The sequence below is a fragment of the Pseudomonas zanjanensis genome (genome assembly GCF_014268745.2).
Classification (GTDB): domain Bacteria; phylum Pseudomonadota; class Gammaproteobacteria; order Pseudomonadales; family Pseudomonadaceae; genus Aquipseudomonas; species Aquipseudomonas zanjanensis.
In genome coordinates this window covers 398,275-410,969 of sequence record NZ_JABWRB020000001.1, presented here as the reverse complement: position 1 = coordinate 410,969, position 12,695 = coordinate 398,275, and the positions used below count along the sequence as shown (strand labels likewise).

The 12,695-nt window shown below is 62.3% G+C and carries 14 protein-coding genes; 7 read left to right on the top strand and 7 right to left on the bottom strand.

Annotated elements, in window-relative coordinates:
- Positions 1 to 39: 39 nt before the first annotated feature.
- The 5 genes from HU715_RS01945 to HU715_RS01925 all read right to left on the bottom strand — a co-directional run bounded on the left by HU715_RS01945 (position 40) and on the right by HU715_RS01925 (position 4,529).
- A complete protein-coding gene (locus HU715_RS01945; RefSeq protein ID WP_186704504.1) occupies positions 40 to 1,197 on the bottom strand; it encodes a phospholipase D-like domain-containing protein in 1,158 nt (385 codons plus the stop codon).
- Between the two features lies 1 nt (position 1,198).
- Positions 1,199 to 1,789 carry a YceI family protein gene (locus HU715_RS01940; protein ID WP_186704503.1) on the bottom strand — a complete coding sequence of 197 codons (591 nt, stop codon included), beginning with the start codon at positions 1,787 to 1,789 and terminating at the stop codon, positions 1,199 to 1,201.
- Positions 1,790 to 2,069: 280 nt separating this feature from the next.
- Positions 2,070 to 2,381 (bottom strand): amidase, encoded by a 312-nt coding sequence (locus HU715_RS01935; RefSeq protein WP_186704502.1) that lies wholly within the window; start codon positions 2,379 to 2,381, stop codon positions 2,070 to 2,072.
- On the bottom strand, positions 2,378 to 3,472 hold the full coding sequence (locus HU715_RS01930; RefSeq protein ID WP_186704501.1) for a serine hydrolase domain-containing protein: 1,095 nt from the start codon (positions 3,470 to 3,472) through the stop codon (positions 2,378 to 2,380). Before HU715_RS01930 ends, HU715_RS01935 begins: the two co-directional genes overlap by 4 nt.
- A 184-nt stretch (positions 3,473 to 3,656) precedes the next feature.
- Positions 3,657 to 4,529 (bottom strand): acyl-CoA dehydrogenase family protein, encoded by an 873-nt coding sequence (locus HU715_RS01925; RefSeq protein WP_186704500.1) that lies wholly within the window; start codon positions 4,527 to 4,529, stop codon positions 3,657 to 3,659.
- A 146-nt stretch (positions 4,530 to 4,675) separates the two neighbouring features.
- Here HU715_RS01925 and olsB point away from each other — a divergent pair, with 146 nt between their 5' ends.
- On the top strand, positions 4,676 to 5,431 hold the full coding sequence (gene olsB, locus HU715_RS01920) for an L-ornithine N(alpha)-acyltransferase (RefSeq protein WP_053119242.1): 756 nt from the start codon (positions 4,676 to 4,678) through the stop codon (positions 5,429 to 5,431).
- Positions 5,431 to 6,225 carry a lysophospholipid acyltransferase family protein gene (locus HU715_RS01915; protein ID WP_186704499.1) on the top strand — a complete coding sequence of 265 codons (795 nt, stop codon included), beginning with the start codon at positions 5,431 to 5,433 and terminating at the stop codon, positions 6,223 to 6,225. The genes olsB and HU715_RS01915 overlap by 1 nt, the downstream gene beginning before the upstream one ends.
- A 116-nt stretch (positions 6,226 to 6,341) precedes the next feature.
- Here HU715_RS01915 and HU715_RS01910 read toward each other — a convergent pair whose 3' ends face one another.
- On the bottom strand, positions 6,342 to 6,926 hold the full coding sequence (locus HU715_RS01910) for an acyl carrier protein phosphodiesterase (RefSeq protein WP_186704498.1): 585 nt from the start codon (positions 6,924 to 6,926) through the stop codon (positions 6,342 to 6,344).
- A 156-nt stretch (positions 6,927 to 7,082) separates the two neighbouring features.
- Here HU715_RS01910 and HU715_RS01905 point away from each other — a divergent pair, with 156 nt between their 5' ends.
- The 4 genes from HU715_RS01905 to HU715_RS01890 all read left to right on the top strand — a co-directional run bounded on the left by HU715_RS01905 (position 7,083) and on the right by HU715_RS01890 (position 10,432).
- Positions 7,083 to 7,385 (top strand): ArsR/SmtB family transcription factor, encoded by a 303-nt coding sequence (locus HU715_RS01905; protein WP_053182660.1) that lies wholly within the window; start codon positions 7,083 to 7,085, stop codon positions 7,383 to 7,385.
- Between the two features lie 17 nt (positions 7,386 to 7,402).
- On the top strand, positions 7,403 to 8,569 hold the full coding sequence (locus HU715_RS01900; protein WP_186704497.1) for an MFS transporter: 1,167 nt from the start codon (positions 7,403 to 7,405) through the stop codon (positions 8,567 to 8,569).
- Positions 8,570 to 8,603: 34 nt separating this feature from the next.
- Positions 8,604 to 9,653 (top strand): alkene reductase, encoded by a 1,050-nt coding sequence (locus HU715_RS01895; RefSeq protein WP_186704496.1) that lies wholly within the window; start codon positions 8,604 to 8,606, stop codon positions 9,651 to 9,653.
- Between the two features lie 272 nt (positions 9,654 to 9,925).
- Positions 9,926 to 10,432, top strand: a complete 507-nt coding sequence (locus HU715_RS01890; RefSeq protein ID WP_186704495.1) for a hypothetical protein — start codon at positions 9,926 to 9,928, stop codon at positions 10,430 to 10,432.
- Positions 10,433 to 10,636: 204 nt separating this feature from the next.
- Here the strand turns inward: HU715_RS01890 and HU715_RS01885 are convergent, their stop codons facing one another.
- Positions 10,637 to 11,269, bottom strand: a complete 633-nt coding sequence (locus HU715_RS01885) for a TetR family transcriptional regulator (protein ID WP_186704494.1) — start codon at positions 11,267 to 11,269, stop codon at positions 10,637 to 10,639.
- Positions 11,270 to 11,535: 266 nt separating this feature from the next.
- On the opposite strand from HU715_RS01885, the gene HU715_RS01880 reads away from it, so the two are divergent.
- The gene (locus HU715_RS01880) at positions 11,536 to 12,693 is read left to right on the top strand and encodes an efflux RND transporter periplasmic adaptor subunit (RefSeq protein ID WP_186704493.1); all 1,158 of its coding nucleotides are present in this window, start codon (positions 11,536 to 11,538) and stop codon (positions 12,691 to 12,693) included.
- The last annotated feature ends 2 nt before the right edge of the window (positions 12,694 to 12,695 follow it).

Sequence of the window (12,695 nt, the reverse complement as noted above, 5' to 3'; positions counted from 1 at the left end):
GCTCCCACATGGGGTTCCATGTGTTTTCAAGGATTGCGCTTAACCCCGCCGATCCAGCAGATTCACCACCAACCGATCCACCCACCCCCACAGCCGCTGCTTGAACCGCTTCCACAGCGGTCGGCGCTGCCAGGCGTCGAGGCTGACTTGCAGGCTCTGGGCGAAATCCCGCTCGAAACTGGCCGCCACGGCGCTGCTGAGCTTGGAGTCCAAGGCTTCGAGGTTGGCTTCCAGGTTGAAACGCAGGTTCCAGTGATCGAAATTGCAGGAACCAATGCTGACCCAGTCATCCACCAGCACCATCTTCAAGTGCAGGAAACACGGCTGGTACTCGTAGATCTGCACGCCGGCCCTGAGCAGTCGCGGGTAGTAACGGTGCCCGGCGTAGCGCACGGACGGGTGATCGGTGCGTGGGCCGGTCAGTAGCAGGCGCACATCGATGCCGCGGGCGGCGGCCTTGCGCAAGGAGCGGCGCACATTCCAGGTCGGCAGGAAGTACGGCGTTGCCATCCAGATGCGTTTCTGGCCGCTGTTCAATGCCCGGGACAGCGATTGCAGGATGTCGCGATGCTGACGGGCGTCGGCATACGCCACCCGGCCCATGCCCTCGCCCACCGGCGGCACGCGAGGCAGGCGCGGCAAGCCGAAGTTGGACGCCGGTTTCCAGGCACGCCGATGGCGGTTGGCGAGCCACTGGCGGTCGAACAGCAGTTGCCAGTCGAGCACCAGCGGGCCGACGATTTCCACCATCACTTCGTGCCACTCACTGCGGTCGTCGAGGGGGTTCCAGAATTCATCGGTCACCCCGGTGCCACCGACCACGGCCAGGCGTTGGTCCACCAACAACAGCTTGCGATGATCCCGATACAGATTGCGCACCCAGCGCCGCCAGCTCAGGCGATTGTAGAAACGCAACTCCACCCCGGCCTCGGTCAGGCGCTTGCGCAGGGCCAGGGTAAACGCCAGGCTGCCGTAGTCATCGAACAGGCAGCGCACGCGAACGCCACGCTCGGCGGCCTGGACCAGTGCCTGGACCATTGCTTCGGCGCAGGCCCCCGCCTCCACCAGGTACAGTTCCAGCTCGACCTGTTCCCGGGCACGGGCGATTTCCACCAGCATGCGCGGAAAGAATTCCGGGCCGTCGACCAACAGCTCGAAGCGATTGCCTTCACGCCAGGGAAAGACCGGGCCGCTCATGTCAGCGCGCCGTGAAAATCAGCACCGCATTCACCGGCACCGACAAACTGATGGCCGATAACCCGGCCAGGTTGCGCAGCTTTTCCAGGCCCGGCGCCAAATCGAAATCCGCCGCGTTGAGCACCACCGGTTCGAGGGTCACCACTTGGAAGCGACGCTCATCCAGGCGCGTCGCGAGCAACTCAACGGGATATTCATGCTGCTTGCCGTGCAGGTTCACCGTCAGCGGCAGGCGCAATTCCAGCTGCGCGCCGTTGGCCAGGTCCTGGATCGGCATCAGGTCGATCTTGGCGGTGACCGTGGCCTCGGCGAATTGCTTGATGTCGAACAGCTCGGCGCGCATGCGCTCATCCCGCAGGGGGATACCGCTGTTGATGGATTCGAGTTCCACTTCCAGGCGCGCCAAGCCGTCGGGCTGGACTTGGCCGTGCAGCACCAGGAAACGCTGGACCTCGGAAATGTTGCCGTTTTTGCTGCTGATAAACGACAGCCGCGACGACTCGCCGTCCAGGTACCAGTCGGCCTGGGCCGGCAGCGCTGCGCAGGCCAGCAGCACGCTGGCGACCACGCGTGGGAAGAACCGCTTGAACATATGCACTCGGAGGGTAGATAAACCTGTGGCGAACCTTAACCGGGCCGAGGGCGCTTGCAAACTGTCTGTTTCAGAACATCGCTGCTGCGCACATAACCTTTGTGGCGAGGGAGCTTGCTCCCGCTGGGCCGTAGGAGCTGTCGAGTGCAACGAGGCTGCGATCTTTCCCCAGACACTTGAGTCTCAAGCGAAAGATCAAAAGATCGCAGGCTTCGCCAGCTCCTACAGAGCCCAGCGGGAGCAAGCTCCCTCGCCACAAAAGCCATCATCGAATCAACTTTCAGGGTTCCAACCGACACCCCTGCCGCTCCCCCATCCACCGCGCGCTGTTGCTACGCCCCAACCCGCTGACGGTGATGCGTTTCGCGTCTGCGGTCTCGAGAAAGTCGCTGGTGGGCACCGACTGCCTCACATAGCCACGGCAGTAGTCCGCCGATTGCTCCATCACATAGCGACACGAGCAGTATTCCTTGGCGGTGTAGGCGCTAATGATGTCGGGAAAGGCCCGCAACGCCACCCGCTCCAGCCACATCCAACTGAACAGGGCGATGAGCACCGCCGACAGCAGGGTCAGCAACACGTTGCGCCTCATGGCTGCACCGTCCCGGCGAACGCCGCCATGGCCCGCTTGAGCAGTTCGTTATGGCGATAGCGGCCGTCGCGGTCGTCGCCGTAGCGCACGATCACCAGTTTGGCGCTGGGAATGACGTACAGCGCCTGGCCCCAATGGCCCAGGGCGGCGAAGGTGTCCGGCGGCGCGTCGGGCCAGGGGTGGATCGCCGGATCGGCGGCGCGGTTGAGCCACCAGTGCCCGCCCGGCACGGCTTCATCCTGGCCGGCCTGGAAGTGCACGAACGGTTCACGGCTGAACGCGACCCAAGCCTTGGGAATCAGCTGCCGTTCGCCCCAGCGGCCGTCCCGCTGCATCAACAAGCCGACACGCGCCAGGTCCCGCGCCGTCAGGTAGGCGTAGGACGACCCCACGAACGTGCCGCTGGCGTCGGTTTCCCAGGTGGCATTGCGGATGCCCAAGGGTTCGAACAGAGCGGTCCAGGGGTAATCGGGATAACGTGCCGGGCCGACGATATTTTTCAGGGCCGCCGCCAACAGGTTGCTGTCACCGCTGGAATAACGGAACGCCCGCCCAGGCGGACTGAAGCTTTCATGCTGCGCGGTAAACGCCGCCATGTCATGACGCCCGCGGGTGTAGAGCATCGCCACCACCGATGACTTCAGCGGCGCGTATTCGTAGTCTTCCTGCCAGTCGAGGCCGGACGCCCAATGGAAAAGATCGGCCAGGGTCAGGTCCGGGTGTCGGTTCAGCGGCGGGTAGTACTTGGCGGCCGGATCGTCCAGGGCAAAGCGCTGTTCGCCATAGGCCACGCCGAATACCGTCGCCAGCAGGCTTTTGCTGATCGACCAGGTCAGGTGCGGGGTCTGGGCGGTGGTTGGCCCGGCGTAGCGTTCATAGACCAGCCGACCGTCCTGGATCACCAGCAGCGCATCGGTGCGGATGCCCTCGCGGCTCTCATCGTCCCGGGGTGGGAAGGCGTATTGCGCCAAGGCTTCGATGGCCGGCCCGCTCGGCGTCGGGCCGCTTGGCCATTGCTCGCCGGGCCAATCTTCGGCGTGGGCGCTCAGGTTGAGCAATAACAGCGGAATCAGGAACCAGCCTTTGGACATACTTGGGGCTCGCAGGGTTGAACCTTCGGAGCCTATTCAGACTTGATGACAATTTGAGTCTTGTCTGGCCTTCCCTGTGGGAGCGAGCCTGCTCGCGATAGCGGTTTGTCAGTCGACATATTCTTGGCTGCCACTCCGCCATCGCGAGCAGGCTCGCTCCCACAAGGGTTAGTCACGCCGAGGGCTATCCCAACGCCTTGGCCAACCGCTTGGCCCGCGCCCCCGCCGCGATATCCATCACGCCTTTATCCCGCGTCCACAGCTCGCGCCACGTCGCAGGCCCGCCGGCCAGGGCAGCGTCGAGTTCACCGTCGAGCCCGTGGAACTGGGCGAACAACCCGCCCAGCAGCACATGCCCGGCAGCACTCGAAGGGTTATGCCGGCTCACTTCCGCACAGCCGGCGAGCAATGCCAGCAGGCGCAGTTGCAACGCCTGGGGCCAGGCGCACTCCTGCCCGACGCCATGCAACCAGGCCGTCATCGCGCTGAGCACATAAAGGTCTTCCAGGGTGCGGAACGGTTTGACGTAGGCGTCCCAGCCATCGCCCGCCAGCAATTCGCACAACGCGCCGTCGAGCAGCACGCGGCCATGGCTGATGTCGGGCATCAGGCCCATGGCGGGCAGTTTCTCCAAGGTCACGCCGGGCTCGCCCGCGTAGGCCACCGCCAGGTTCAGCCGTGGCGTTTCACCGGGCGCTTCGCAGCGGGCAGCAATCAACAGCCATTCGGCGGCGTCGCCAGCGGTGACGAAATCCTTGCGTCCGCTCAGGCGCAAATCGTCGAGACGGGTGTGCATGTCCGCCGGCCGCACGCTGCGCTGCTCAGTGGCACACAGAGCGCCGAGGCTCTGCGGCGCGCTGGGCCAAAGCACTCGCAGTGCCGCCTGGTAGCCCACCAGGAACGCCAGCCCCGGCGTGGCCATCGACCGAGCCCCAAGCACGGCCAGCTCGAACGGCGTTACCGGCCCCAGGCGTTGCAGCAACGCGGCATAACCTTCGGCCAGGTCCGGATGGGCGGGCAAGCGCTCGCCGTGTTCGATCAGGGTGTGCCAGGGCATTGGGCGGACTCCTTGAGGGCTGTCATATAAGCATCACCAAAGCTTCATGGCGATGACACCGGGGCTACATAGCCTGACTTTGCACAACATGGCTGCATAAAGAAAGTCGACAGGCTGCAACTGAACAGCCCGCACGGAGATTCGCTATGACTCAGATCGCCCGCATCAGCGACACCGGCAATGAACGCCGCCTGCAAGCCGAACGCCTGATCGGCGCCCACGCCTTGCAAGAAGCCCAGGCCCTGCGCTTCAACGTCTTCAGTGGCGAGTTCAACGCCAAGCTCAAAGGCGCGGAAATGGGTCTGGACATGGATGACTATGATGTTCACTGCGCTCACATCGGCGTACGCGACCTGAACACCGGCCGCCTCGTGGCGACCACTCGCCTGCTCGACCACCAGGCCGCCAGCAGCCTGGGCCGGTTCTACAGCGAAGAAGAATTCAGCCTCCACGGCCTGGTCCACCTCAAGGGCCCAATCCTCGAAATCGGCCGTACCTGCGTCGACCCGGCCTACCGCAACGGTGGCACCATCGCGGTGCTCTGGGGCGAGCTGGCCGAAGTCCTGAACGAAGGCGGCTACAGCTACCTGATGGGCTGCGCGAGCATTCCGATGCAGGATGGCGGCATACAGGCCCAGGCGATCATGCAGCGCCTGCGCGAACGCTACCTGTGCACCGAACACCTGCAAGCCGTGCCGAAAAAACCACTGCCGACCCTGGACGTGCCGTCCAACGTCATTGCCGAGATGCCTCCGCTGCTCAAGGCCTACATGCGCCTGGGCGCGAAGATCTGCGGCGAGCCGTGCTGGGACGAGGATTTCCAGGTGGCCGATGTGTTCATCCTGCTCAAGCGCGACGAACTCTGCCCGCGCTACGCCCGTCACTTCAAGGCAGCGGTGTGATGAGTCGGTTGCGGGTGTACGCGCGTATCGCGCGAGTCTTGCTGGTGGTGACGCTGGGGCTGAGCATGGCCAGCGTGTTCGGTTTGTTCGAACGCCTGGGGATCGCCAACTCCATGGTGCGTCGCCAACGCTGGTCGCGGTTCTTCATGGCCCGGCTGAGCCATGCCCTGCCCTTTGCCGTCACCGTCCATGGTCAACTGCCGCAACGACCGATGCTCTGGGTCAGCAACCATGTGTCCTGGACCGACATCCCGCTGCTGGGCATGCTCACGCCGCTGTCGTTCCTGTCCAAGGCCGAAGTGCGCACCTGGCCGGTCGCCGGCTGGCTGGCCGCCAAGGCCGGCAGCCTGTTTATCCGTCGCGGCTCGGGTGACAGCCAGCTGATCCGCAAACAGATGAGTCGCCACTTGGAACAGGCCCATCCGTTGTTGATGTTCCCGGAAGGCACCACCACCGACGGCCGTTCCCTGCGCACCTTCCACGGTCGCTTGTTGTCGGCGGCGATCGATGCCGATGTCGCCTTGCAACCGGTGGCGATTCGTTATCTGCGCAACGGCGAGCCGGATTCCCTGGCGCCGTTCATTGGCGATGATGATTTGCTGTCGCACCTGATGCGCCTGTTCGCCAATGATCGGGGCGAGGTGCACATCCACCTGCTGGAACCGATTGCCTGCCATGGCCAGGAACGCGCGGCCCTGGCCTTCCAGGCGCAGCAGGCGGTGCACAAGGCGTTGTTCGGCGCGATTCCCGAGAAACAGCAAGTGCCGGTGCGGCCTGCGGCGATTGCGGCCTGATCCGGATTCCCGTGGAAAATCCCTTGTGGGAGCGGGCTTGCTCGCGAAGACGGCAGTACATTCAACACAGATGTTGACTGATCCACCGCCTTCGCGAGCAAGCCCGCTCCCACAATTTAGTTATTTGGTGTGACCTGGCTCAGCGCAAAATCCTGAAGCTGCGGATAGAACAACCGAAAGTCTTCGCTCAACGGCTCATAGAGCCTGATCAATTCCGGCATCGCCCCGGCCAGTTCCTCGGGACGGGACAGGCGGCGGGAAATGCCGCGCAGTACTTGCGCCAACACCTCGAATTCCTGATAAGACCCCAGCCAGTCATCCGCCGCCATGTGCGGGGCGATGTGCGCCAGGCGTCCTGGTAACTGCGGTTCGGTGCCGAGCACCTGGTACACCCGGGACGTGAAATCCAGCAGCGGCTCTTCGCCGTACAACGGCCAGTCCCGGGCCAGGCAATGATCGAAAAACACGTCGAGCACGATCCCGGCATAGCGCCGTCGCACCGTGGAAAAGCGCGACAGGGCGATGTCCACCAAGGGATGACGGTCGGTGTACATGTCGATGCGCCGATGCAGGGCAATCGCCGCCTCGATCCGCGGGTCGTAGAGCCCTTGCAGCGGTCCCTTGACGAAGTCGCCATAGAGGCTGCCGAGCAGTTGTTCCCGGCCGGGGCCGCCGAGGTGCAGGTGCGCGAGATAGTTCATGGCCCGCAGCTTAGCACTCCCGCGCCCATATCGTTATAACCCGATATAGCGATTTGTTGGGCATTCAGATCAAATCCATATTGGTATATCGCGAAGTAACGATTTAAGGTTCGCTCCATCGCGATATGGCGTTTTACTCACCCGAGCTTGCTACCCATGACCCTCGACCTCGACGAAATAATAAAAGCCCTGGCGCACCCAGTACGGCGAGACATCCTCAACTGGCTCAAAGACCCCAAGGTCCAGTTCCCCGACCAGTTGCACAACCATGAGTTCGGCATTTGCGCCGGGCAGATCGACCAGCGTTGCGGCCTCTCGCAATCCACGGTGTCTGCGCATTTGGCGGTGTTGCAACGGGCGGGGCTGATCACCAGCCAGAAGGTCGGTCAATGGCACTTCTTCAAACGCAACGAGGACGTGATCCAGCAGTTCCTCAAGCAAATGAGCCAAGAGCTCTGACCTGACAAGGACCCATCATGCCCCTTTCACTCCTGATCCTGGCCCTGAGCGCCTTCGCCATCGGCACCACCGAATTCGTCATCATGGGCCTGCTGCCCGACGTGGCGGCCGACCTGGGCGTGTCGATTCCCGGCGCCGGCTGGCTGGTGACCGGCTACGCCCTGGGCGTGGCCATCGGTGCGCCGTTCATGGCCCTGGCCACCGCCCGGCTGCCGCGCAAGGCCGCCCTGGTGGCGTTGATGGGGATTTTCATCGTCGGCAACCTGCTCTGCGCCATCGCCAGCGACTACAACGTGCTGATGTTCGCCCGGGTCGTCACGGCCCTGTGCCACGGTGCGTTCTTCGGTATCGGCTCGGTGGTGGCCGCCGGCCTGGTGGCGCCCAACAAGCGCGCCTCGGCCGTGGCCCTGATGTTCACCGGCCTGACCCTGGCCAATGTGCTCGGCGTGCCGCTGGGCACCGCACTGGGCCAGGAAGCCGGCTGGCGCTCGACCTTCTGGGCAGTGACGGTTATCGGCGTGGTGGCACTGATCGGCCTGATCCGCTTCCTGCCGGCCAAGCGCGACGAAGAAAAACTCGACATGCGCTCGGAGCTGGTGGCGCTCAAAGGCGCCGGTCTGTGGCTGTCCCTGAGCATGACCGCGCTGTTCTCCGCCTCGGTGTTCACCCTCTTCACGTATGTCGCCCCGCTGTTGGGTGAAGTGACCGGCGTATCGCCCCGTGGCGTGACCTGGACCCTGGTGCTGATCGGCCTGGGGTTGACCCTGGGCAACATCATCGGCGGCAAGCTGGCGGACAAGAGCCTGGCAAACACCTTGATGGGCGTCTTCATCACCATGGCCGTGGTGTCCACTGTGCTGAGCTGGACCAGCGTGGCGCTGATCCCCACTGAAATCACCCTGTTCCTCTGGGCCACCGCCTGCTTCGCCGCCGTGCCGGCCCTGCAAGTCAACGTGGTGACCTTCGGCAAGGACGCGCCCAACCTGGTCTCCACCCTGAACATCGGCGCCTTCAACGTCGGCAATGCCCTGGGCGCCTGGGTCGGCGGCAGCGTCATCGACCAAGGCCTGGGCCTGACTGCCGTGCCCCTGGCCGCCGGCGCGCTGGCCGTGCTGGCGCTGCTGGTCACCCTGATCACTTTCCGCCAGGGCGGCAATACCGACCTGGCCCCGGCAACTCGTTGACTGTTTACCCTTCCACTTTCGAGGTTGTATTTTCATGGCGACTATTTTCGACCCCATCAAACTCGGCGACATCGAGCTGAAGAACCGCATCATCATGGCCCCGCTCACTCGCTGCCGCGCCGACGCAGGCCGCGTGCCCAATGCGTTGATGGCCGAGTACTACGTGCAACGCGCCTCCGCTGGCCTGATCCTCAGCGAAGCGACCTCCGTCACGCCGATGGGCGTGGGCTACCCGGACACCCCGGGCATCTGGTCCAACGACCAGGTACGCGGCTGGTCCAACGTCACCAAGGCGATCCACGGCGCCGGCGGCAAGATCTTCCTGCAACTGTGGCACGTCGGCCGGATCTCCCATCCGTCGTACCTGAACGGCGAAACCCCGGTGGCCCCCAGCGCGATCCAGCCCAAGGGTCACGTCAGCCTGGTCCGTCCACTGGCCGACTACCCAACGCCGCGCGCACTGGAAACCGCTGAAATCGCCGACATCGTCGATGCCTACCGCGTCGGTGCCGAGAACGCCAAGGCCGCCGGTTTCGACGGCGTGGAGATCCACGGCGCCAACGGCTATCTGCTCGACCAGTTCCTGCAAAGCAGCACCAACCAGCGCACCGACAACTATGGCGGTTCCCTGGAAAACCGTGCCCGCCTGCTGCTGGAAGTGACCGACGCCGCCATCGAAGTCTGGGGCGCCGGCCGGGTTGGCGTGCACCTGGCGCCACGCGCCGACTCCCATGACATGGGTGACGAGAACCGCCTGGAAACCTTCAGCTACGTGGCTCGCGAACTGGGCAAGCGTGGCATCGCCTTCATCTGCTCCCGTGAGAAGGAGGGCGAAGACAGCATCGGCCCACAACTCAAGCAGGCTTTCGGCGGCCCGTACATCGCCAACGAACGCTTTACCAAAGAGAGCGCCAATGCCTGGCTGGCAGAAGGCAAGGCTGACGCCGTGGCCTTCGGCGTGCCGTTCATTGCCAACCCGGACCTGCCGGCCCGCTTGAAAGCCGACGCGCCATTGAACGAGCCGCATCCGGAGACGTTCTATGGCAAAGGACCCGTTGGCTATATTGATTACCCGGTGATGTAAGTCCGCCGCAATTACATTGCAAACAAGCCTCGGCAACGAAAGTAGCCGAGGCTTTTTTATGCGCGCAAGTTGGCGTTAAAACAACAAACAAAGCCGGGAAAAAGATACGAAACATAAAATAACAAGCCGAAGTGCTCGCACTATGGATCCCAGGGATTAATCACGCTAATAATAAAAACGCCGAAGCAGCATCACCGTTGCCTGGCACACAAACTAAAAACCAACAACCTACGCAGATCCAGATTCAACCTGCACTCAAGGAAGAGAACACAATGAACCACATCAAGCGTTTTGCCCTGGCCGTCGCACTGGGCCCTGTTTTCATCAGCGGCGCCATGGCGGACACAGCCGTACTCGTACAGGTCACGAACAACACTTCAGACACGCTAAGACTGAAGCATCTTTCGGTACTTCCGCCCGACTATCCAACAGCGGGCTACGATGTCTCGCCCAACAGGCTTCGAAACATCAATATTCCTTTCCAGAGGGCGTTCACCTATCCAACTTCCGGCTGGCAGCCCACCTTGAAAAAGATAGAACCTATCGAGTTCAACCTGGCGTATGAAATCAATGGCCATACCTGCCAACTTTACACACGTCTCGAAGTTCCCGTAATACCAGGCTGGGCAGAGCCCAGCTACATTCCACGGTGGAGTAAAAATATAAAATCGTCAGGTAATAATGATTACACCTGCGAAGCGGTCATCTCCGAAAAAATGACTGAGGCTCCATTCAGCTACACCATCAAACTGGCGATCGATCGAAAGACCCCGACCTGATGTTTCCCGCCGCCTCGTCACTCCGGGAAATGTTCCCGTAGCGGGCGAGGTTTGACCAAGGCGCAACAATTTCCCTACAAAATTGCCGGCCGGCGGCCTGTCATCCGCTGTGGCGCCTATATAAAGTACCCCCGCCGATCATTTCCGTCGGGGTACGCCCGGGACTGGCTATTGACACAAACCGACGCAATTACGCATTTTGTTTCATTTGCGCAGGCTAGGGCTCAGGTGCAGCATGTCCAGCCCGATCTCCACCCAACGCTCGGCCTCACCCGCCAGGGCGAAGCTGTCGGGGGCCAGCAGCCACTGGTACAGAATGCCATCGATGTAGGCATGAATGGCGACTGCCGCCCTTTCCGGGTCCAGATCATCCGGCAACTGGCCGCGTTTCATCGCATTGCGCAACGACAGGGCGATGCGCACATTGCAATCGAGGCTGACCTCGCGTCGCTGCTGGCGCAAATCGCACATTTCATCGGTGAATTCACACTTATGGAACAGGATCTCATTAATGCGTCGGGTTTTCGGGTCCAGGGCCACTTGCTGGAACAACCGGACCAGCAGCTTGCGAATACAGCCCAGCGGGTCAAGCTCTTCTTCACTCTCACTGGCACGGGCCAATTCGTCGAGCGGCTCGTGCAAGGTATCGAGCATGGCCTGGAGCAAATCCGCCTTGTTGCTGAAATGCCAATAGATGGCCCCGCGCGTCACACCAGCCAGTGTCGCGATGTCGGCCAGGGTCGTACGCGCCACGCCACGCTCGAAAAAGGCCTTTTCGGCCGCTTCGAGGATCTGGCTGCGAGTCTCCTGGGCTTCCTCTTTGGTACGACGGACCATGGCAGTAAACACCTCAATCAGGATGCGGTCAGCAATGCGTAAGAATCAGCTGAACAAAATATGAGGCGACGTCCCTTGGAGCACGTCCCCGATCTACGCTGGCCTTTGTAAGGCTTTTGTAAATCCGGATCTTACGCAATTTGGCTGTTTACAAACAACCGTGTACGTAAGTATATTTCTTAGCATCCTACTAATTGAATTACTGCTGCTTTTTTACCTTTCCACCTTTCGAGTGCGCTCGTTGCGCGCCTGACCCGAGGATTTCCATGCAATTCAAGCCAGCTGTTACCGCTCTGGTCACTGCCATCGCCCTGGCATCGCTGCTCAGCGGATGCAAAAAGGAAGAGGCTGCGCCTGCGCCTCCTCCTCCTCAGGTCGGTGTGGTAACCCTCAAGACCCAGCCCTTCACCTTGACCTCGGAACTGCCGGGCCGCACCAGCGCGTTCCGCGTCGCGGAAGTACGGCCACAGGTCAACGGGATCATTCTCAAGCGCTTGTTCAAGGAAGGCGCCGACGTCAAGGCCGGCCAGCAGCTGTATCAGATCGATCCGGCTGTCTATGAAGCGACTCTCAAGAGCGCCGAGGCCAACCTGCGTTCCACCAAGTCGATTGCCGACCGCTACAAGCAACTGGTGGACGAACAGGCGGTGAGCCGCCAGGAATACGACACCGCCGTGGCCAATCGCCTGGAGTCGGAAGCCAACCTGCAGACTGCCCAGATCAACGTGCGCTACACCAAGGTCTATGCGCCGATTTCCGGTCGCATCGGTCGTTCCTCGGTGACCGAGGGTGCGCTGGTCAGTAACGGCCAGACCGACGCCCTGGCGACCATCCAGCAACTGGACCCGATCTATGTCGACGTGACGCAGAGCTCGGTCGAGCTGCTGCAACTGCGCCGCGAGCTGGAAAGCGGTCGTCTGCAAAAGGCCGGTGAGAACGCCGCCATGGTCAAGCTGACCCTGGAAGACGGCAGCCAGTATCCGCACGAAGGCAAGTTGGAGTTCTCCGAAGTCTCGGTTGACCAGACCACTGGTTCGGTGACCTTGCGCGCCGTGTTCCCCAACCCTGACCACACCCTGCTGCCGGGCATGTTCGTCCACGCCCAATTGCAGGCAGGCGTGAACAGCGCGGCGATCCTGGCACCGCAGCAAGGCGTGACCCGTGACCTCAAGGGTGCGCCGACCGCCCTGGTCGTTGGCCCGGACAACAAGGTCGAACTGCGTCAGCTCAAGGCCAGCCGCACCGTCGGCAGCCAATGGCTGATCGAAGACGGGCTCAAGGCCGGCGATCGCCTGATCACCGAAGGGTTGCAGTACGTGCGGCCGGGGGTGGAAGTCAAAGCCACCGAAGCCACCAACGTCAACACCCAGAACCCGGCCCCCGCTCAGGCAGCTGATAAAGCAGCCGAAGGCAAAGGGGAGTAAAC